At 73.0% G+C, this 22,320-nt stretch carries 1 protein-coding gene (only partly in view); it reads right to left on the reverse strand.

The whole window is internal to an ADP-ribosyltransferase gene (locus EV190_RS16120) on the reverse strand: the coding sequence, 49,458 nt in all, runs 22,339 nt past the left edge and 4,799 nt past the right edge, and what appears here is coding positions 4,800-27,119 (codon 1,600, partial, through codon 9,040, partial); the first complete codon in reading order (the gene reads right to left) occupies positions 22,317-22,319. Both the start codon and the stop codon lie outside the window.

Here is a 22,320-nt window from a genome sequence, read left to right on the forward strand (position 1 = left end):
AGGCGCTGGACGGCGAGTGCGTAGGACTCGCGCGCCCCGGGGAGCGGCGGAGCGAGGTCCGGTGCGTCGCTGTTCAGGTCCCGGGTGGTGAAGCCGAGGGCGTCGGCGAGTCGCAGGGCCTGGTCGCGGTAGTCGTCGGTGAGGGCCGGGCCGTCCTGCGGGGCGGGGGCGTCCGGGGCGGCGAGCCGGTTTCGGGCCGTCTCCACCAGGGAGCGGCCGTGGTCGCGGACCAGGTCCGTGGCCAGTTCCCAGATCCGGTCCAGCTCCGGGGCGGTCTCCTGGTCCTGGGGCCGGGGGCGGTCCGTTCGGGCGAGTTCGTCGAGGTCGGCGAGCAGTTCCTCGGCGCGCTGGAGGTCCTCGGGACCCTGGGCCTGCCGGGTCTGCCGGGCGATCTCGGCGACCGCGCGGTTCGCGCCGTGCAGGGAGGCGGAGACCGCGCGGAATTCCTCGGGAGCGACCCGGGGGGAGGAGGGGTTGTCCTGGGCGCGGGGGGACAGGACGTCGGCCAGTGCCAGGGCGGCGCGGTTCCAGGCGATGCGGTCGAGCGGCTCGCGGAACTGGTCGGTCTGGTGGGTGAGCCGTTCGGCTTCGCGGGTGAGCCAGTCGGCTTCGTGGGGGAAGCCGGTGGCGCGCGCGTTGGCCGCCCACGTCGTGTGCTCGGCGGCCTCGCTCCGGAGCCGTTCGATGGTGTGGAAGGCGTCGAGGGCTTCGAGGCGCTGCTTGTGCGGCAGGTTCTCCAGGCCGGGGGGCGGGGTCGGCCGGGTTTCGGAGTCGGTGGAGGCGGCGGGGTTCAGCTCCCGGTGCAGGGCGCGGGAGTGGGCGCGGTAGTGGTTGGTGCTGCTTTCGAGGCGGGTGGCGAGGTCCGCGCGCCGTGCGTGCAGGGCGTCGCGGGCGGCGTGGTCGTCGGGGGCGGTGCGGTCGAGTTCGGCGGTGGTCTCGTCCAGGCGCTGGCGGAGCTGGTCGATCTCGTGGCGGGTCCGCGCCAGGGTCTGGCCGCGCCGCTCCACCGACATCGGCTCGGCGGAGGTATCGGTGGAGGTATCGGTGGTGGAGTAGGCGGGGACGGGGCCGGGGTCCTCGGACCTGTCGAGGGAGCGGTCGTCCGACCGGTATCCGGGCGCGAAGCGGGAGTCCTCGACCGTGTCGGGGTCGGTGGGGTCGAGGAACGCCTCGATGGCCTCGGGGCCGGACAGGGGGAGGAGGGCGTGGGCCGCGGCCTGGACGTAGGCGTCGGAGACCGTCTCGCTCTGCTGGATCCTCTCCAGGAGGAAGTCGACGTTGGCCTGGAGGGTCTCGGCCTCCCAGGCGCGGACCGCGCTCTGGTCCCTGTCCTCGAGGCGGCCGAGCCGCTCCTCCTCCCAGACGAGCCGGTCGTCCATCCGCTGGAGGGCCTCGGTCTCGGCGTTGCTCAGGTCGCGGAGCCGGGTGGCGGTGTCGAGGCCCAGGGGGTCGGTGGTGGTGACGCCCGCCTTCCGCACCAGTGAGAGCGCGTCGTCCCTTCCGGCGTCCAGGGCCTGCCGGAACTCGGCGTTCAGTTCCCTGGACTCCGTCTGCTTGTCCCGGGCCTGGGCTGTGAGGTCCAGGATCCGGGCGGTGAGTTCCTGCACCTCCTGGCGGAGCTGGTCGATCTGCTGTTCGGGGGAGAGTTCGGGGTCGGGGGCGGTGGTGTCGCGCTGGCGGACGAGGGCCTGTTCGCGGGTCTGTTCCAGGTCCGCGCGGCCGTGCAGGGCGCGGGCCTGTTCGCGCAGGCGGGTGTACTCGTTCTCCAGGTCGGTGACGGGCGCGCGCAGCCGGTCGCGGGTGGTGGCGGTCTCCGCCGCCTCTCGCTCGGCCCGGTCCCGGGTGGTGGTGAGGTCGGGAACGGTCTCGTTCAGCCGGTCGCGGGTGGCGGCGGCGTCCGCGATCCTCTGCTGGAGCCGGTCCCGGGCGGCGGTGAGGTCGGTGATGGTCTCGTTCAGCCGGTCGCGGGCGGCGGTGTCGCCGTCCGGGGTCCGCTCCAGTTGGTTCTGGGTGTCGGAGAGTTCGGCGACGGTCTCGTCCAGCCGGGCGCGGGTGGTGGCGGCGGTCGTCTCGGCCTGCCGGATCCGGTTCCGGGTGGTGGTGAGGCCGGCGTCGGCCCGGTCCAGGCGGGCGCGGGCGTCGTTGGCTGCGGCCGACGCCTGGTGGAACTGTTCCCGGGCGGCGGTGAGGTGCAGGAGCGCGTCGTCGGCGGAGTCCGCGTACGAGCGGGCCTGGGCGCGCAGCTCCTCGGCCTGCCGGTGGGCCTCGTCGATGAGGCGGTCGTGGTCGGGGGCGTCGGTGGGCTCGCCGGGGTAGGTGGGCGGGGCGTCGTCGGGAGGGGGAACCCTCAGGTCGGCGAGCTCCAGTTGGCGGGCGGTCATGACGCGCCGCTCCTCCGCGGCCTGGTCGAGGAGTTCCCGCGACCGGTGCGACGCCTCGTCCGCGCGCTTCTTCAGGTCGGCGAGCGCTTCGTTGCGCTCCTTGGCGCGCTCGACGGCCTCGGTGAGCTCCTCTACGGCGCGGTAGACCTCGTCGCGTGTCGCCTCGGCGTCCTTCGCCACGAGGTCGCGCAGCGCCGTCAGGCCGGCCGTCTCGACGCGGACGGACTCGGCGGCCCGGATCTGCGTTTCGACCGCGTGCAGGTCCTGGGCGTGCCGGACGGCGCGGGCGTGGGCGTCGCCCGCGCCCGGGACGGGGGGCGCCAGGCGCGGGTCGCCCGCGGCCACGGGGACGCTCGTGAAGTCGAGGGCCTCGGTGAGTTCCCGGGCGTGTTCGTGGTAGGCGCGCAGGGCGGCCGGGGCGCTGTCGGGGTCGGTCCTGAACCGCCGCGCGGACTCGGCCACGAAGCGGGTGTGGTCATCGAGGGTGCTCGCGGAGCCCAGGGACTCCAGGGTGAAGCGGCCGTAGTCGCGGAGCATGTCGGCGCCGACCTCCCAGGCCCGCTTCTGGCCGGGGGAGAGGTCTTCGGAAGAGGGACGCGCCTGTTCGAGGAGGGTGTCGACCCGGTCGAGGACCTCTCGGACCTGTTCGGGGGCCCCCAGGTTCCGGGGGTCGTCCACGGCGGAGCGGACGATGTCGGCCGCGTCCTGTAGGAGGGTGAAGGGCGACGGACCCTCGTCCGCCCGGGTGTCGGCGTCACCGCCGAAGGGGTCGTCCTCGTCGAGGGCGTCGTACCCGGCGAAGGGGTTGTGTTCGTCGAGGTCGTCGTCCTCGTCGAGGGTGTGGTCCTCGGTGTCCTCGGCGTCGTCCTGGTCGAGGACACCGGCCTCGACGAGGGCGTCGTACCCGGCGAAGGGGTTGTGTTCGTCGAGGTCGTCGTCCTCGTCGAGGGCGTAGTCCTCGGTGTCCTCGGCGTCGTCGAATACCGGGAAGGCGGTGATGTCCCGGGAGGCGTTCGAGGCGTGGGCCTGGAGGAAGGAGAGGGCCCGGAGCCGGTTCTCCTCGTCTCGCGCCCGGTCGGAGGCGGACTCCGGCTCGGTGGTGTCGTCACCGGTCTCGGTCGGGGTGGGTGTTCCGGTGCCGGTCGGGTCGGGTGTGGTGTCGGTGGGGGTTGGGGGTTGGGGGCGTGTGGGGGTGCCGTCGGGGGTGTAGGTGCCGCCGGCGTCGGTGAAGGCCTGGTGGGCGTCGGCGAGGTCGGTGAGGGCGCGGTCGAGTTCGGTGCGGGCGCGGTCGGCGGCCTCGCGGGCGGTGCGGCGGCCGCTTTCGGCGCGGTCGCCTCGGGAGTCGGCCAGGAGGGTGTTGGCGAGGTCGGTCTCGGCGCGGGCGGCGTCCACGCGCAGCTGCGCGGCCTCGACCTTCCCGCCCAGGTGGTACAGGTCGGTCTCGGGCAGGGCGAAGTTGGTCCGGGCGTTTTCGAGGTCGGTCTCGAAGCGGGCCACGTCGGCCTGCGCCCGGGCCACCCGCTCCCGGGCGTCGTCCACGGCCGACCGGTCGGGGGCGGGGACGTCCCGCTGACCTGAGCCGGCGGTGTCGGTCCGGACCGTGTAGACCTGGACGTCGGAGTCGCTGTCCGACTCCTCCTCGCTGCTGTCGTCCTCCCGTTCCGGGTAGGTGTACTCGGCGTCGCCGAGAGGGCTGGGGGTCCAGTCGGGGGGCGGGGTCCAGCCGTTGGGGACGATCTCGGCCTCGATGAACCACAGGTCCATCAGGTCGCCGCTCTCGGGCTGGACGACTTCGCGCCGGTAGACGTCGTGGATGACGTACGAGGTGTGGCGGCGCAGGAGGAGTTCCATCTCCCCGGCCCCCTGGCGGGCGAACCCGATGGTGCTGATGGCGGGGTAGCCCTTGGGAACGCGAAGCATCACGTAGACGTCGCGTTCGACGGGGGCGTGGGTGCCCATGGCGGTGGACATGTAGGCGGGGTCGGTGTGGACGGTGCCGATGAGGCCGCGCATGGCCTCGGGGTCGTCGACGTCGCCGCCGATCTGGTTGATGAAGTCGCTGTTGACGCCGCGGTGGACGATGACGGCTTCGGGCAGGGGGAGGCGGTGGACGGCGCCCTCGAGCCCGTTGACGGTGAAGAAGAAGCGGGGGGCGTGCTCGCTCGCGACGGTCCCGTCGCCGCGCAGGGCGTCGTTGACTACGTCGAAGAAGTCGCTGGTGTAGTCGAGGACGGCGTTCTGCTGCTCGGGGGTCAGGAACTGGTCGAGCGGGCCGTCCTCGAGGTTGTTGATGGCCCAGTGAATGGCCGAGAGGTTGTTCTCGAAGCGCTGGGCGGGGCGGGTCATGCCGACGCCGCCCGGCTCCTCGGGGGTGCCGTTCCAGGGGCGGGCCGGGATGTACTGGCGTACGTCGCGCTCGTAGTGGATGCTGGTCGGCGGTTCGTTGACGTCCGCGGGGATGGTGATCCACGTCTGCGCCCGCGCGGAGCCGCCGGCCTGGGCGGGGCCGCCGTGCGGCACGCCCGCAAGGGCGAGCGCGTTGGCGAGTGCGCCGGACCGCTCCCAGGCGTCCCACTGGGCGCGCATGATCTGCGCCATCCGGTCGGAGGAGAGGGTGGCGCTGGTGAACGGCGCGGTGACGGCGTCCATGGGGAAGCCGTTGACGCGGTGGTTGTAGTAGGCGTTGAACAGGGGCAGGACGGAGCTGTCGTTGAGACCGGCGAGCCGGGCGGGGCGCAGCTGGTTGAAGACGGCCTGGCCGGCGTCCGCGGGCGCGGGTGGGGCTGCCGGGTTCCCGGTGGGGTCGATGCCGGCCATGTTGACCTGGACGGCGGGGTCGTTCTGCCATTGGCGGAGGGCTTCGTCGGCGCGCGCCAGAACGGCGGGGTCGGGGGTGTCTCGACGCTGACCGGTACCGCCGTCGGTGTCGGTCCGGGTGGGTGTGCCGCTGTCGGTCGGGGTGCCGGTCGGGTCGGGGGTGGTGTCGGTGGGGGTTGGGGGTTGGGGGCGTGTGGGGGTGCCGTCGGTGGTGTAGGTGCCGCCGGCGTCGGTGAAGGCCTGGTGGGCGTCGGCGAGGTCGGTGAGGGCGCGGTCGAGTTCGGTGCGGGCGCGTGTGGCGGCCTCGCGGGCGGTGCGGCGGCCGCTTTCGGCGCGGTCGCCTCGGGAGTCGGCCAGGAGGGTGTTGGCGAGGTCGGTCTCGGCGCGGGCGGCGTCCACGCGCAGCTGCGCGGCCTCGACCTTCCCGCCCAGGTAGTACAGGTCGTCGTCGGGCAGGGCGAAGTTGGTCCGGGCGTCCTCGAGGTCGGTCTCGAAGCGGACCACGTCGGCCTGCGCCCAGGCCGCGCGGGCGCGGGCGCTGCGCACGTCCGGGGCGCCGGTGTCCCGCGCGGGGACGCCGGCCGGAGCGGGATCGACCTCGGCCCGCATGATCTGGAGCGGGGGGATGTCGAAGTCGGAGTCGGAGTCGAGGTCCATCGGGGCCGGTTCCGGGCGGGAGGGGTTCCCCGTCTCGTCGCCGGAGGAGTCGAAGCCCGCTGCCATGTAGGCGTCGGGGTCCAGACCCAGGGCGGCGGCGATGTCGGGATCCAGCCCCAGCCCCATGTGCGGGTCCAGGCCCATCGACCGGTCGAAGTCCGAGTCCGAGTCCGGGTCCGAATCGGAGTCCATGTCGGTGTCCGAGGCGGAACCGGGGGCGGGGGGTGCGGAGGCCAGGCCGCCGACCGGGATGCCGTTGGCGGCCAGGGTGGCGGCCGCCTCGCGGAGGGCCCCGGGCCGGTTCCAGGCGTCCCACTGGGCGCTGATGGTCCGTGCCGTCTCCTCGGGCGAGGCGGAGCCCTCGGTGAGGGGGGCGATCGAGTCGGTCAGGGGCAGGCCGCCGACGCGGTGGTCGTAGTAGGCCCGGAAGACCGCGAAGGCGCGGTTCGGGTTCGTCCGCAGCTCGGGGACCAGGGTCTCCCCGAGCTGGTTGTCGAGGACGACGCGGACGTCCCCGGCGAGGTCGGGCAGGCGCGGCGGGGTGGGGGCGTCCGGGGCGGGGGACGCCTCCCGCCAGGTCCCGGTCTGGTCGTCCCTGGTCCAGGTGCCGCCGCTGTCGGGCGCGGGAGTGGAGCCGGTGACGGGGAGGACCGGACGGGGGGCGGTGTCGGTGGACACGCCGAGCCGGGAGAGCTCGTCCAGGACGGGGGCGATGACCTGGTCCCGCTCCCAGGACCGCCAGGCGCCCTCCAGGTCGGCGCGGACCTGGGCGGGGTCCTGGGACGGGTTCTCGTCCGAGGTGACGGCGATGTAGTCCTCGACCACCCGGTCCATGTCGTGGCCGCGGACGTGGTGGTCGTAGTAGGCGCCGAGCCGGGCCAGCGCGGTCTCCTCGGAGGGAGGGGCCGACTGGTTCCGCCGGAGTTCGGCCGCGATCCTGGTCCGGGTGTCTTCGGGCAGGTCGGCGACGCGCACGGGACGTTGGAGGCCGCCGTGCTCCCCCGCGTGCCGGGTGGTCTCGTCGAGCCGGTCCAGGTGGACCTGGCGAACCTGGGGGAAGAGGCCCCCGTCGTGGTTCATGATGTTGCCCTGCTCCGGACCGAGAACCCCGGTGTGGTCCATGCGCATCCGCACCACGGTGGGGTTGCCGTCCTGGTCCAGGTACTGGTCCAGCAGGTTCAGCCAGTGCAGGAGCTCGTGGACGAAGGTCTCGACGTCGTCCTCGACGGCCCAGTTCCGGGCGTCGCTGCGGGGGGTCTCGCCGTACTCGTCGTCGGGCATCCACCGCACCGTGCCGTGCACGGGCGCGTCGGGGGCGACGCCGGCGTCATCGGTGTTCTCCACGCGCACGTGCAACTGGTCGCCGAGGCGGCCGTTCTCATCCCGGAACCGGAACTTGCCGTTGAGGTACCTGTCGATGGCGGCGTGGAACTCGGGGAGCTTCTCGTCGGCGATCCGGTCGAGGGTGTCCTGGTCGGTGATCTCCGAGGAGTCGAACCTGCCGCGCCAGGTGAGTTCGCGGACGTGGGTCGGTCCGCCCTCGACCCGCTTGTCGGCGGGGATCGGGATGCGCCGCACCTCGAACCGGGAGGTCGGGTTGAAGAAGCCGAAGTCCACGGGGTGGGGCGGCTGCCGGCGTTCGCCCTTGGTGCGGGTGTCGGTGGCGTGCGCGGACCACTCCGTCGCGTCGCGCTGGACGTCGCGGAAGCTGACCTCCACGCCGGACTCGTCGTCGATCGTGCCGATCTGGGTGACGGGCACCCGGCCGCGCTCGGCCTCCCAGTCCTCGGGGCGGGCCAGGTCGGTGTGGACCGTGGCGGGCACGGCGTAGTTCTGGATGGTGATCTGGCCGAGGCGGTCCAGGGAGGTCGCGGTGACCTTCGCGGGGAGGTCCGGGAGGGGGAGCGGGTTGCCGTCGGCGTCCTCGCGCGGGGCGAGGCGCCGCTCCTGGGAGGCGGTGCCCTCGGTGAGGCCGAACCAGGACAGGACGTCCGACGCGGCGGCGGTGAGCGGGTCGGCGCCGTCGGAGGGCCGGACGGCGGAGGCGCCGGCGTCGGGGGACAGGGCGAGGAGGCCGTGGACCTGGTCCAGGGGGTGGTCGCTGTCGACGATCTCCACGCGCAGGCGCAGCACCGATCCGTCGCGCAGGGTGTAGGGGGAGCGCCGGTCGGTGGCCGGGCGGTCGCCGTCCAGGGCGCGCTCGGGGAGTTCGCGGACCGGGCGGCCGTCGTTGACCACCCTCTCCATCGCCTCGGCCAGGGCTCTCTCGGCCTCGGGGTGGTGGGAGCCGGGAGCGCGCTGGAAGCGCATGACGACTTCGGTGGTCGGGAGCGGCCTCCCGTTGGGGCCGACGACGTCGGTGGTCGTGCCGCGGTGCCACTCCAGACGGGGGTGGGTGGGGAGGCCCTGCAGCTCGGGGCGCTGCGTGACGGTGGCCTGGACGGCCGGGCCGCCGGTGGTGGGGACGGTGAAGACCCTCGTCTGGCCGGGGACGCTGCCGAACGCCTCCGCCAGTTCGTCGGACACGGCGGGGGTGTGTTTGGAGGGGGTGAGCAGTCCGTCCCAGCCCTGCGGGGGCTCGGTGACACCCGCGTTCCGCAGGTGCTCCAGCACGGTCCGCAGGACCCCGGTGTCGCGCCAGTAGTCCCACCGGTCGCGGAGGTTCGTCTCCCCGGTCGGCCAGGTGTCGGGGTCCGGGTCGATGGCGTGCAGGATCGCGTCCATGCCGGCGCCGTTGGCGTAGTGGTCGTAGTAGGCCGTGACCGCCTCGCGGGCCTCCTCGGTGTAGAGCTCGCTGGTGAAGCCTTGGCGCAGGGTCTGCACGACGGGCTGCCACTGGTCGGGGGACAGGTGGCCCGGCTGGAGGCTCCCGGAGGGGGCCGTCGGCGTCGGACCGGGGGCCTGCCAGGCCGGCGCGGACGAGGACGCCTGCCCGAAGGAGGGCTGGAACGGCTGGTTCGGCGGGGCCTGCCTGGGACGGCCGCCCGGCTGGGGGGCGGGCTGTTCGGCGGTGGAGCGGTCCGAGGACGCGGTTTCGCCGGTGCCGGCCTGGGACCCGCCGCCGGACGAGGTCGCGGGCTGGGGGGAGTGCGCGGGGTGCGGGAAGGTGTGGTTCCATCCGCCCGAAGGGGTGGGGAAGCCGCTTCGGACGAGCAGGTCGGTGGCGTCCTTGAGGTTTCCGAACTGGCGCCAGGACTCCCACTGGTCCAGGAGGGCGCGCTGCTTGTCCTGAGGGGTGGCGCCCGGAAGGAGGTCGGAGAGCTCGTGGGTGAGGGTGTCGAGGTCGTAGCCGTTGACCTGGTTCCGGTAGTAGGCGTCGAACACGGCCACGAGGGATTCGTCGTCGGTGTGGGACAGCTGCCAGCTGAAGTCGAGTTCGTTGGCCAGGCTGTTCTTGAAGCCTGCGGAGGTGGAGGACGGTCGGGGCGCGGTCCTGGTCTCCATGCCGAGGGAGGACAGCCGTTGCAGCGCGGCGTCCAGGGCGCCCTTCCGGGACCACGACTCCCACAGGTTCACCAGGTTCTCGGCCACCTGGCTCAGGTCGAGCCCCGATTCCGCGTACCCCTGAGCGGAGCGGGTGGTCGCGAGGTAGCCCTCCACGGCGGCGCCGAGGTCGTGTCCTCGGACGACGTGGTCGTAGTAGGCGCCGAGCGCGGCCAGGACGAGGTCCGGTTCCAGGTTCCGCGCCCGCCCCCGCTGGAGCGTGCCGACGATCCGGGCCCGGTGGGGCTCGGGCAGGTCCGCGATGCGGAGGGGCGGCGGGGTGCCGTCGCCCCGCTCGGCGGCGTGGCGGGTGAGGGCGTCGATGCGCTCCAGGTGGTGCCGGCGCAGCCCGGCCACCGTAGACCGCACCTCCGCCATGATGTTGGTGCTGCTCCTGCCGTAGGCGCCGCCGGTGACCTGGGTGAGGTCGGGGCGCCAGCGGAACACCGGAGCAGGGCTGGTGTCGTCGGGGTGCTTGACGTACTCGTCGAGAAGGCCGTACCGGTGCAGGGTCTCGTGCACCAGGGTCTCGACGGGAGCGTCCACGGCCCACGCGCCCGCGTCGCTTCGGGGAACCCTGCCGTCGACCGTGGGCAGCCACGTGATGGTGCCGTGGACGGGACCGGTGACGCCGGGGTCTCCCGCGAACTCCACGCGGACGTGGAACTGGTCGCCGAACGCGGGGCCGGCTTCGGGGCGGCCGGAGTGGGCCGGGTCCAGGAACCGGTACTTCTGGTTGGCCCTGTCGTTGAGCGCCCAGAGGAACTCGTACTTCTTCTGCTCGATGTCCTCGGGGGAGACGCCGTTGTCGCCGAAGGCCAGACGCAGGGTGTGCTCTCGGGTGTGGGTGGGGACGTCCGCGAGGTCGGTGCCGGTCTCCTCGGCGATCCGGGCGCGCGTCTCCTCGGGGATCGGGATCCGCCGCACCTCGAACCGGTCCATCCCTCTGTAGCGGCGCATCCTCGCCGGGTGGAACCGCTCGGGCCCGTCACCGCGATCTCCCAGAACGTCGACCGTCTCTCGGGTGGTGTCGGGATTGTCGGGGTCGTAGGGCTTGGCGGGCTCGGTGTCGCGCGTGACGTCGTGGAACGAGACGTCCACGCCGGACTCGTCGGCGGTGGAGGCGGTCTCGACGCCGATCTGGACGGCGGGGACGGTGTCGCGCAGCGCCTCCCAGTCGTCGGGGTCGGCGAGGTTGGTGTGGGTGGTGAGGGCGGGGCGGTCGTTGCGGACGGTGATCCGGCCGAGGCGGGACAGGGAGGCGGCGGTGACCTCGGTGGTGTGGGGGAGGGTGGTTTCGGGGTCGCGGGGGTCTCTGCGGTGGGGGGCGCCGCGTTGTTCCTGGGCGTCGGCGGTCTCGGTGAGGCCGTACCAGGACAGCACCTCGGGCAGGGCGCTGGTGTGGGTGGGCAGGTCTTGCGGGGTGGTGTCCTGGGTGGTGGTGTCCCAGGTCAGGTCGCCGTGGATCTGCTGGGTGTCGTGGTCGGCGTCGACGAGTTCGACGCGCAGGCGTAGTCGGGAGCCGTCGCGCAGGGTGTGGGGGGTGGTGCGGGTGGGGGCGGGGCGTTCGCGGTTCTGGTCGGGTTCGGGGAGTTCGATGACGGGGCGGCCGTTGTTGACGGCGGCCTGCATCTGCTCGACGAGGGTGGTCTCGGCGTCGCGGGTGTCGAAGGCGGGTTGTTGGGGGCGGCGCAGGCGCAGGACGACCTCGGTGACGGGGGTGCCGGTGTCGGGGTCGGTGGTGCGGTTCCACTCCATGCGGGGGTGGTTCAGGTGGCCGGGCAGGGCGTCGCGTTGGCGGATGGTGGCGCGCAGCGGCGTGCCGTCGGGGGTGGGGACGGTGAAGGACCGCTCCTGCCCCGGAACACTGCCGAAGTCCCCGGCCAGCGCTTCGGGCACCATGGCGGTGTGTTTGGCGGGGTGGACGAGCGCGTCCCAGCCGCCGGGCGGAACCGGGACCGCGCCGGTCTCGGCCAGGCGCTCCAGCGCGGTGCGCAGCGCCCCGGACCCGCGCCAGTAGTCCCACATCCCGAGGATCTCCACCTCGGTGGCCGAGGAGTCGACAGCCCGCCCGAGGCGGTCGAGCATCCCCTCCATGCTGAGGTCCCCGCTGTAGTAGGCGTAGTAGTCGCCGAGCGAGGTGAGCGTGAAGTCGACGCCCATATGGTCGGTGAGCCCTTGACGCAGGGGAGCCGTGACGTACTCCCGCGAATCGGTTTCGGGGGAGCGGTCGCTGCCGGGGTCGCGATCGTCGTCGGAGTCCAGGGTCAGCGGGAAGGGGATGTCGGTCTCGGCGGTGTCGGCCTGCTCCGGGCCGCCCTCGGAGATCGGACTTCTCCGCGGGACGTCGAAGTCCATCGGGGCCGGTGTCAGGCGGGAGGTGTTCCCCGTCTCGGCGTCGGAGGGCCTGACCGTCGGGTGGGGGCGGAGGGGCTGCTTGCCCTTGCCCTCGGGGGCGGTCTCCGTCTCCTGGGGCCGTGAGGCGCTGCCGGACGCGATCTCCTCGCGGGCGGCGGCGAGCGCGTCGATCCAGGCCGCGGTCTTCTCGTTGAACTTCGCGAGCGCCTCCTGGAACTCCTCCTCCTGCCGGTCGTAGGTGTCCCTGAGCGCCCGGTCGTCGGGGGCGGCCAGGGACGCGGCGGCCGACTCCTCCAGCGGCGCCCGCTTGTCCAGGTACTCCATTTCCGCCCGGGCCATCTCCTCCTGGGCGTTCCTGAGGGCGTCCGCCTTCCCGCCGAGCCCGGTCGTCGCCGGGTCGGGGATGATCCCCATGGCGATCGCGTCCTGTTCGAACACCCAGGCGGTGATCTTGGAGTCGGTCTCGCCGATCTGCCACCGGACCGGGGTCGGACGCTCGTCCCTGCCGAGCGCGTTCATCGCGGAGTCGAACTTCTTGGCGAAGGCCCCCTGGGTCTCCGTCCGCACGCCGATCGCCCACTTGGTGTCGATCTCGACCAGGTAGGAGCGGCCGCGCCCCACGACCTTGGCGTCCGAGTCGCCGTCGGCCGACCGGGAGGCGGACTCGCCGCTGCTGTTGCTGTTCCCGTTGGAGGCGTTGATCGACCCGTAGTAGATCCCCTCGTGGTTGTCGTGGAGGGGGGTCTGCGTCGACAGCCCAGTCGGCCGCAGGTCGGCGGTGTGGCTCTGGGCCACCGACTGCTCCCTGCCCTCGCTGGACGACTCGGAGCGCGGGCGCGAGTGGCTCACGGTGGTGTCGGGCGCGACGTCGACGACCCTGGCGCTGGAGATGTCGGGGAGCGCCTTGAGGTTCCAGGAGGTCTTGCCCATCGTGAGGAGCCCGGTGCCGCCGTCGTTGGGGGCGGCGTCGGCGAAGAGCCCCAGGAGGGCGAGGTCGGAGAGGCTGCGGTCCACCGTGCCGCCGCGCTTGTCGAGCTTGAGCTCGTCGATGACGTGGGCGCGCGCGGAGTCGACGGCCGCGTCCGTGTACTTGCCGTTCTGGATCGCGTTCGCGGGCGGGGTCCAGCCCAGGGACTTGGCCACGACGACCTGCGCGAGGTCGCGGATCGCCTTCCCGCCGTCCTCGACGGCGCTCGGGATGACGATCGGCTGGTCGTCCGCTCCGGTCCGGGTCTCGGCGGTCCACTGCTGGACCAGGTCCTCGATCGTCGTGGCCTGGTAGTCGCGGGGGTGCTCCGGAGCCGTGTCCGCGTCGGTCGTGCTCTCGGTCCCGGTCGTGCTCTCGGTTTCGGCCTCGGTCTCGGTCCCGGCCTCGGTCTCGGCCTCGGTCTCGGTCGTCAACGGGTCGGGCTCCGGGGGCGCGGAGCGGTCGGGGGAGAGCAGGTAGGCGGCCGGGTAGGAGGTCTCCGTCTTGCCGCCCTCGCCGCTGCCGGAGAACGTCGGGCGCGCCCCGGCCGGGGGGTCGGTGATGTCGAGGGTGAGGCCGACCGTGCTGTCCTCGCGCACCACCCCGTAGGGCGTGGAGAGGGTGATCTCCACGGTGTGCCCGCTGGAGACGGTCGTGGACCCGTTCTCGGCCGTGGTCACCGAGACGCTGTTGATCATCGCGGGCGTCACGAAGAGCCAGCGGCTGCCGGGCTGCTGGTCCGCCGGCTGGTCCTGCTCGGGGTAGTAGGTCGGCTGCAGGAGCATGCCCTCGTGCCCGAACCCCAGGCCCTTGGCGGTGCTCTTGCTGATGGTCGCGGAGTCGGCCCAGGACCGCCGCTCCGTGAAGTCGGTCTTGCCGCCGACGTACTTGACCTCGGGGTTCGCGGTGTCGACCCGGACGTTGAGGAAGGCGTTCAACGAGGTGTCCACCGTGCGGTCGATGGCGCGGATCTTCACCGGCAGGGGAGCCAGGGAGTCCGGGTGGTCGGCCAGGCCCGACGTCAGCTCGTGGAGGATGTTCTCCCTGCTGTTGGAGGTGAGCTCCCATCCCTCGGAGGCGAGGTCGTCGATGAGGGCCTTGAGGGCCTGCGACGGGTCGGCCGGGGTGGTCCGCCTGCCCGAGTTCTCGAACCCCGGGCGGACGGTGACCGCGGGCTTCTCGGGGAGGGGCTGGGGCTGGAGGGACGTCTCGCCGTCGAGTTCGACGATCCGGTCCTCCACCATGCCCGACGTGTAGGCGTCGTGCGCGGCGACGTAGCCGGAGACGAGGTTGTCGACCAGCGCGGTCCAGCCGTTGAACCGGGCGTCGCGGCGCAGCGACGGGCCGATGCTCCAGTTCCTGGCCGCCTCCATGGCCTGGGTGACGCTGCCCGAACCGGTGAAGCGGAACACCGTTCCCTGGGGGGTGAACTCCACTTCGGCGGTGTAGGACTTCGCGGGGGAGATCCCCTTGCTCTTGGCGAACGGGGTCCAGGACGCGTTGGGGCCGCCGAGCGGGATGGGCGCGCCCGCTTCGGAGGGCAGGGCAGCGGGGGTGGCGCCGGGATTGACGTTGGGGTTGGGGTTCCGCCCCGCGAGGATGGAGAGCGCGAGGGAGAGGGACTTCGACGTGCCCTCGCCGATGGACAGGGCGATGGTCGTCGAACCCTTCCAGCCCTTCTCGGGCCGGGGGACCGGGAGGAAGGAGTCGACGGAGTCGAGGGAGAGCTTGGTGACGACGGTGAAGCGCACGTCGTGGGGGGACCACAGGCCGCCGCTCATCTCCTGGCGGCTGCGGCTGCCCGTGCCGTCGATCAGGCTCCGGACCGTGCGCAGCTGCTCGTCGGACAGCTTGTTCTCGTAGAACAGCCGCCCGCCCTTGCTGTCGGTGAGGTAGTGCTCCAGCTTGCGGCGGTAGCCGTCGTGGAGTCCCCGCTGGCCGAAACCGGAGAACGACTGGTAGGTCTCGCTGAGCAGGGTGCTGGTCCGGGTCTCCCCGGTGTCGGGGTCCACCCACTGGAAGGTGGTGCTGACGTGCTCGATGACCGGAGTGGACCGCTTGAGCAGGTCGGCCCTCCGCTCCGCCTTCGTCAGGAGGGGGATCTCGGCCCCGTCGTCGGAGCGGGAGGCGGACGTCGTGACGGGCGCGGGGGTCGGGGCCCCGCCCAGCCGCTGCCGCGCCGCGTCCCAGCGGGTCCGCTTGCGCACGGCGTCCGGGGAGGGGTCGAAGTCGCCGCGGACGACGCGCCGCGCCGCGTCCGTGCTGATGGGCTGGGGCGCGCTCGCCCGCCCGGGGCCGTGCACCGGCTCGGTGTTGCGCCCGGTGTTCTCGAAGGTCTCCAGTTCCATCTGGGCGCGGAGAGGGGCGGCGAGCACGGAGGTGCCCCTGTCCCGCAGCGGGACGTCGTCGTTCCGGGAGAGGCCCAGGTCGTCGTGCTCGTAGAACCGCACGTCGAAGTCGGCGGTGGACCTCCAGGTCTCGCCGCCCTTCGTCGACGAGACCGTGTCCTCGGTCGAACGGGAGAGGCTCTCGCTCACGTCCCGGCTCGTGCCGTAGTTCCCGGTCACGGTGAACATGGGGACGTCGAGGCGTTCGGGAACGCCCCGCGCGTCGCTGCCGTTCTGTCCGCGGTTGATGCCTCCGACCTGGCCCATCAGCGTGTGGGTGGTGCTGCGCCCCGAACCCCTGCCGAGGCCGGCGGAACCGGCGAAGACGCCGCCCGTGCCGCTGGGGGAGGGGCGGACGAACTCCAGCTTGCCGAAGTCGGCGGTGATCCGGATGCGCGTGAACTTGGGCCGCCAGAGCTCCTTGAGCCTGACCCAGGAGGGCGGGTCGATCCACGCGGACTCGTCCAGCTCGACGGGGATCCCCTCGCCGGCGAGGTCGTTGGGACTGCTCTTCAGGCTGCTCTCGGAGAGCGCCTGGATGACCTTGAAGGTGTTCTCGCGCGCCACGTTGTAGTTGCGCCGGAAGCCGTAGTGCTCGCGGAAGGAGCGGTCGAAGTAGTCGGCCTCCTCCCTGCCGGGCCGGCGGGCGTAGTTCCCGCGGGTCCTGGACAGCTCCGGCAGCACGAGACCGGGGCGCTTCCGGGCCAGCCCGGTGAGCACCTGGTCGATGAGGGCGTCGTTGAAGTTGTCCGTGCGGGGGGCGCCGGACGAGTCCCGGGCGTCGTCGGGCCAGGTGAAGCCGCGAGGGGTCGCGCCGCTGAAGTCGGTGGGGCGGTCCGCGGCCAGGTTGGCGAGGGCGGGCCTGCGCTCGGTCCCCGGCCGGTCGGTCCCGCGGTCCGCCGGGGCGGTGCTGATCAGCCCGGCGTCCTCCACCGTCAGGACCTCGACGGTGTCGCCCTGGAACCGGAGGATCTCGCTCTCGCCGTCGAACTGCAGGTAGTAGTTGCGCTGGACGTCGTACTCGACCGTGTCGTCGTTGGTGATGACGCGGGTGGTCGACCCGGATTCGGACCGGCTCTGGTTCTGGGTCCTGCCGTGCGTGAACGTGTACTCGACGTTGGGCACGTCGATCCGGAACACCTTGTTGTCGCCGTAGGGGATGGCGAAGCCGAGCCCGCCCCCGATGGTGACCGAGATGTTGTTCCCGTGGGTGACGGACTCGGAGACCCCCTTCTCCGACTTGCCCTTCCGGGAGAGGTCCGCCTCCGGTGACACGGCCTTCTTGGAGTAGCCGGTGGGCACCGACCACATCTTCGCGAGCCTGGCGCCGCCACCGGGGGTGGGCACCCGCAGGGGCAGCGGGGAGGCGGTCATCGCGGGCAGGTCCCGCTTCACCGGGCCGTCGGGGGCGAAGAGTTCCTGGATCTTCCGCTCGTAGTCCCGCTGGCGCTGGGCCCGCTTATCCCGTCGGCCCTCCGTGGAGAGGGTGTCCTTGACGGAGTCCCAGACCCCGGGGTCGGGGGTGAGGTGGCGGGCGATCCGCTCACCGATGGTGACCGGGTTGTTCCCCGTGCTGGTGATCGCGCCCACGTTGGTGGGGTGCCCGTTCCTGGCCCTGGCGCCGGGGAGCGGCGCGGAGCCGTCGCTCCCGCGCTGGCCCCGGACGGTGTGCGGGTCGTGCAGCCGGATCGTCTCGGGAGCCCGGGCGGGCGCGGGCTTGGGCGGGCCCAGGGTCACCGCCAGCCCGTCCCTGAGCGTCGTCGTGGCCGTCCGCGGCGGGCTGTCCGCGGTGGTGTCCGGGCCCGTGATCGTGAGGTCCACGCCCAGGTCGGTGACCAGCTGGTTGGAGGGCCCTCTCCGGTCGAGGCTGCTCCCGGCGCTGGTCAGGGTGGTGGCCTCCTGGCCGGTCGAGCGCACCGAGAGGCCGCCCCTGAGGCCGAAGGAGATCAGGGGACCGGCGTTGAAGTCGCCGATGGAGCCGAGGTAGAGCGGGTTGATGGTGATCTTGCCGCCCACCCCCTTGTTGCCGCCGCGCGCCCCGCTGGACGTGACCGGGGCTTCGTCACCGGTGGCCTCCGAAGCGGAGCCGGGCGCGCGGGTGTCGCCGCTCGGCGGACGCAGGGCGATCCGGGTGGTCCACTCCCCTCCTCGCGGGTCCCGGAACGTGACGGTGTCGCCGCCCTCCTGGAAGAAGCGCCCGAGGTCCTCGTCGAAGGCGTTGACGACCTCTCGCTCCAGCCCCTGCCGGACGGCCTGGGGGACGGGGGAGCCCTCCGCGTTGATCGTGTCGCGCACGAACTCGCCCAGGGGCTCACTGGTGTAGCCCAGCCCGTCCGGGACCACCGGGGCGGTCACGGTGGTCGGCGGGATCTCCGGGCCGCTGTCCCTGGAGGCGGCGTCGGCCTCGGCGTCGGACAGCGCGGTCTCCAGCGCGGCCCGGAGGTCCAGGACCCTCTGCTCGGCGGCCTCCGCCTCGGTCCGCAGGGTTTCGAGGCGCGCGTCGTCCCGCTGGTCCTGGGACTCCCGGGAGTCCGGTGCGGCGTCGTCGCGCTGGTCGCGCTGGTCCTGGAGGGTGCTGATCTCGGTCCGGACGGCGGTCGCGTCGAACTCGGCGAGGGCCAGGTCGGCGCGGGACGACCTGGCGATGGCTTCGCTCAGGCCGGCCCGCGCCTCCCTCAGCGACTGGTCGGCGGTGGCCGCGTCGCGGACGCGCGCGTCCAGGTTCGCGCGGGCGGCCGCGGCGTCGAACTCGGCCCACCGCTGCGTGATCCCGGCGTCGCGGGCGTCGAGACGGGCCTTCTCCTCGCGGGCCGCGGCCTCGACGCGGTCCGATTCGGCGGCGTCCGCCTCCTGCCCGGCGAGGGTGTGGTCGCGCAGTCTCCGCTGCGCCGTGCCGTGCGCCGCGGTGACCTTCTCCTGGGCCTCCTCCTGGTCGCGCTGGTTGCGGGTCGCGGTCTTCTCGGCGCGGTCCTGCTCCTGTTCGACGCGTCCGCGCGCGTCGGACCGTTCGGTCAGGGCGTCGTCGAGCCTGTCACGCGCGTCCTTCAGGGCCTCCTCGGCCCGCCGGAGTTCGGCCCGCGCCTCGGCGACGGGGCCCGTCTCGGTGTCGGAGCCGGCCTCGTCGTTGTCGGAGGTCGCGGTCTCGCCGGTGGCGGGGGCCTCGTCGCCGTCGCCGTCGGCGGGCGCGGGAGCGGACGCCTCCTCGGCCTCGCGCAGGTCGGTCTGGGCCTTGCCGACGGCGGCCTCGGCGTCGGGAAGGGCGGCCTCGGCGTCGAGGACCTTCTGCTCCGCGAGAACCACCCCGGCCTGGGCGGCGTCGATCCGGAGCTGGGCGGCCCCGTTCTCCCGCCGCGCCCGCTCCTCGACCTCCCGCAGCTCCTCGCGGGCTTTGGTCTCCGCCACGGCCGCGGCGTCGCGCGCCTTGCGGGCGGTCTCGACGCGCTCCCTGGCCGCCCGCGCCGCCTCGGACGCCTCGGTCATGGCCCGCTGGGCGTCGCGGACCGCTCCGTCCGCCTGCTCGGCCTTCCAGCGCGCGGTCTCCTCGTTCGTGAGGGCGGCCTCGACGCGTCTCCCGGCTCCGGCGGCGGCGTCGCGCGCGGTCCCCGACCGCTGTTCGGCGTCCTCGAGGCCGCGCAGCGCCGATTCGGCGTCGCGGCGGGCCTGCCCGGCCCGGGCCGCCAGACCGTCACGGGGGGCGGGGGAGGTCTCCGGAAGGTTCCCGGACGGCTCCGGGAGGAGGGGAGCGCCGGGGGCACGGGTGTCGGTTCCGGCGGTGTCGACGCCGACCATGTTGACCTGGACGGACGGGTTCTGCAGCCAGTCGCGGAGGACTTCGTCGGCACGCGCCTGATCGATCGGGGTGCGGCGGTCGGAGGGCGCCCCGGTTTCGGTCCGCGTGGGGGTGCTGGTCCGGTCGCCGGCCGCGGTGGGGGTGGTGTCGGTGGGCGGAGTGGGCAGGGGGCGGTGGGGCTTACCGTCGGGGGTCCACGTTCCGCCGTTGTCGGTGAAGGTCTGGCGGGCCTGGTTCAGGTCGGTGAGGGCGCGGTCGAGTTCACGCGTGGCGCGGGCGGAGTCCGGCCGGGTGGCGGCCGATTCGATCTCGGCGTTGGCGGCGTCCACGCGCAGTTGCGCGGCCTCCACCTTTCCGCCGAGGTAGTAGAGGTCGTCGTCGGGGAGCGCGAAGTTGACGCGGGCGTCCTCGAGGTCGGTCTCGAAGCGGGCCACCCGGGCGCGAGCCTCGTCCACGGGCCGGGGGGCGTCGGCGCGGTCGGTGTCGGTGGGCTGCTGCCGGCCGGGGCCGGTGGTGTCGATGCGGGCCGTGCCGACCACGAGGTTCGGGTTCTGCTGCCAGTCTCCGAGCACGGTGTCGGCCCGGGAGTCGGTGGTGTCGTCCCCGGGGGCGCGCGAGGAGGACGCGGCCTCGGGGGACGCCTCCACGGTCGGGGACGCGGGGTTGAGGATCTGCTGGAACAGGCTGTTCTGGGGAACGGTCCGCTGAGGGGCCTCCGGAGCCGCGGGGGGCAGCGGGCGCACGGCCGTGGTCTCGTCCGCGGGCCGGGTCTCGGGAGCCGGGGACTGGTCGCCGTCGCGGATGGCGGGGCCGCCGAGGCGCTGCCGGGCCTTCTCCTGGGCGTCCTTCCAGGCCGCGAACTTCTCCTCGAACGCGGTCCTGGCCTTGTCGTACTCGCGTTCCTGGTCCTCGTAGCGCTGGCGGGCGCCCTGGTCGCCGGGGTCGCGGACGAGGTCGTCGACGAGGTCGGGAAGCTTGGCGCGCTCGGTGTAGTAGGTCTTCTCGGCCTCGGCGAGGTCCTTCTGGGCGTCGGCGACGGCGTCCCACGCCTTGGTGTCGACGCGGTCGTCGTCGAGCAGGCCGAGGGCGCGGGCGTCGTTCTCGCCCACCCAGGTGGTGATGGTGGTCTCGGTTTCGGCGAGGCCGCGGGTGGGGGAGAGCTGGAGGCCGGGGACGCGGCTGATGCCGTGGATGCGGGGGCGCAGGTTCTCGGCGACGGCGATCCAGCTGGTGGGGATCGAGACGAGGTAGCTGCGCTTGCTGGTGGGGTCGGGACCGGGCTGGGCGGGGTCGGTGTCGATGTGGCCGTCGCGGCGGGAGGTGGCGCCGCCGCCGGAGGTGGCGACGGTGGGCTGCCCGACCAGGAGGTTGCCGGGGACGGGGATGGGGGTCTCCCCGGGATCGACCTGGGGGCGGTCCTCGGCGATCCAGGCGGCGGGGCGGGTGTTGATGTTGGCGTTGGTGCTGGTGGAGCGGGTGTTGATGGTGAGGTCGAGCACGCCGGTGCTTCTGGGGCTGGCGATGCTGGAGTCGACGGCGACGTCGATGATGGTGGCGCGGTCGGTGTGGGGGACGGCGCCGAGGCTCAACCGGGTGCGGCCGATGTCGAAGAGGGACGCGCCGTCGGGGCTGGCGGGGTCGGCGGCGTCGTGGAAGAGGATCTTGAGAGTGTCGTCGTTGACGTTGGCGCTGACGGGGTCGTTGTCGGGGGTGGTGCCGGTGTGCCGCGCGATGTGCTTGTGGCTGTACTTCCGGGCGTTGTCGACGTCGTCGCTGGTGAGAGGGCGGTTGGTGGGGGGCTTCCAGCCGTGGGACTCGGCCAGGGCGATGTAGGTGATGTCCTGGATGGCGCGGCCGTTGTCCTGGATGCCCAGCGGTGCCAGGTCCACGAACGGGCGGCGGTCCTGCCGCCCCTGACCGCGGTCCTGGTCCTGGCCCTCGTCCCGGTTCTGCTGTCCCTCGTTCCGGGCCTGGCTGTTCTTGCCGGCGCGCCAGTCGCGGATGGCGTTGTCGGCCTGGCCCGGGTCTTGGACCAGGGACGGGACCGGGCGCGAGGTCTCGGGCGCGGGGGCCTGCTCGGGCTGCGGAGTGTCGTCGGCCTCGATGCGGTCCGGGTCGGTGTCCTGGCCGCTGCTCCTGTCCGGCTCGGTGCCGTCCGTGTCGCCGGTGTCCTGCTCGGTGAGGGAGAGGTAGGCGGCGGGGAAGGCCTCCTTGATGGTGGAGTGGTCGCCCTCAAGGGTGATGGTGCGGGAGCCGTACTCGATGGTGAGGCGGATGTGGGCGGGCGTCTCGGTGATGGCGTAGGGGCCGTTGAGGGTGGTGGTCCAGGAGGCGTCGGTGAGGTCGCCGCTGACGTTGATGTTGCTGGTCTGGGTGGCGACGCCGGCGGTGGGAGTCGGGGTGATGTTGACGAAGCGCTTGCTGGGGAGGTTGTCGGAGTAGTTGCCGGGCTGGTCCTGGTTGGGCAGGGGGGTGGGGGTCTGGATGAGGAATTCACCGCGGGTGCCCACGCTGGCGGTGATTCCGGCGATGGCGTCGTGCTCGCCGGAGAGTGAGTGGTCGTGGCCGAAGGAGGAGCTGCCGCCGAGTTGGGTGACCTTGGGAGGCTGGCGGACGGCCTCGATGGTGACGGTGCCGTGGCGGATCTGGCCTTTGACCTCGGCGCGGCGGGTACCGGGGACGGTGCGGCCGTCGGGGGTGGCCTGGTCGGGGTGGCGGGTGAGGTAGCGGTTGTGCAGGGCGCGGAGTTTGACGCCGACGACGCTGGGGTCGTCGGTGCTGCGGGTGAGCTGGCTGGTGATGTGGTTGAGGACGGCTTCGCGGCTCTGGCCGGTGAGCTCGTAGTTGTCCTCGTGCAGCCGCTTCGCCAGCTGGACGCCGGTGGAGTCCGCGCGGTCGTCCGCCCCCCGGTCGGTGGCGGGAGCGGTCGGGGGCTGCTCCGGGGTCTCGTCCGGAGCGGTGTCCTGGGCGGTGTTCTGCTCCGTGTCCTGGGCGGGAGCCGGCTCCGGGGCCCGGGGGGTGGTCTTGAGGTGGTGGCCGAGGTTCTCGAAGCCGGGGCGGACGCGGAACTGGTCAGGGCCCAGTCGGGGGTTGGGTTGGGCGGTGAGGGCCCCGGTGTCGGGATCGACGCGGTCGTTGACGAGGTCGGCGTGGTAGAGGGCGTGCAGGGGGGCGAACCCGAACTCGGCACCGGGGACGACGGTCTGGATGCTGTTGTAGTGCCTGTCCTGGGGGGTGCGGGGGACGTTGGCGGCGAAGTCGAACTCGTCGCGGATCTCGGCGGTCTCGGTCAGGCGCAGGTCGGCGGTGTAGGGGCGGACGCCGCCGGCGGGTTTGAAGCTGGTCTGCTGGCCGAAGACCTTGGTGTCCTCGGTGCCCTGGCTGCTGCTCAGCGATCCGGTGAGGAAGTTCCAGCCGATGTGAGGGGAGGCCTTGTTGGCGCTGTCGATGGTGGTCAGGCCGGGAGTGGGGTTGTCGGGG

This window comes from Actinorugispora endophytica, from assembly GCF_004363075.1.
Lineage (GTDB): Bacteria > Actinomycetota > Actinomycetes > Streptosporangiales > Streptosporangiaceae > Actinorugispora > Actinorugispora endophytica.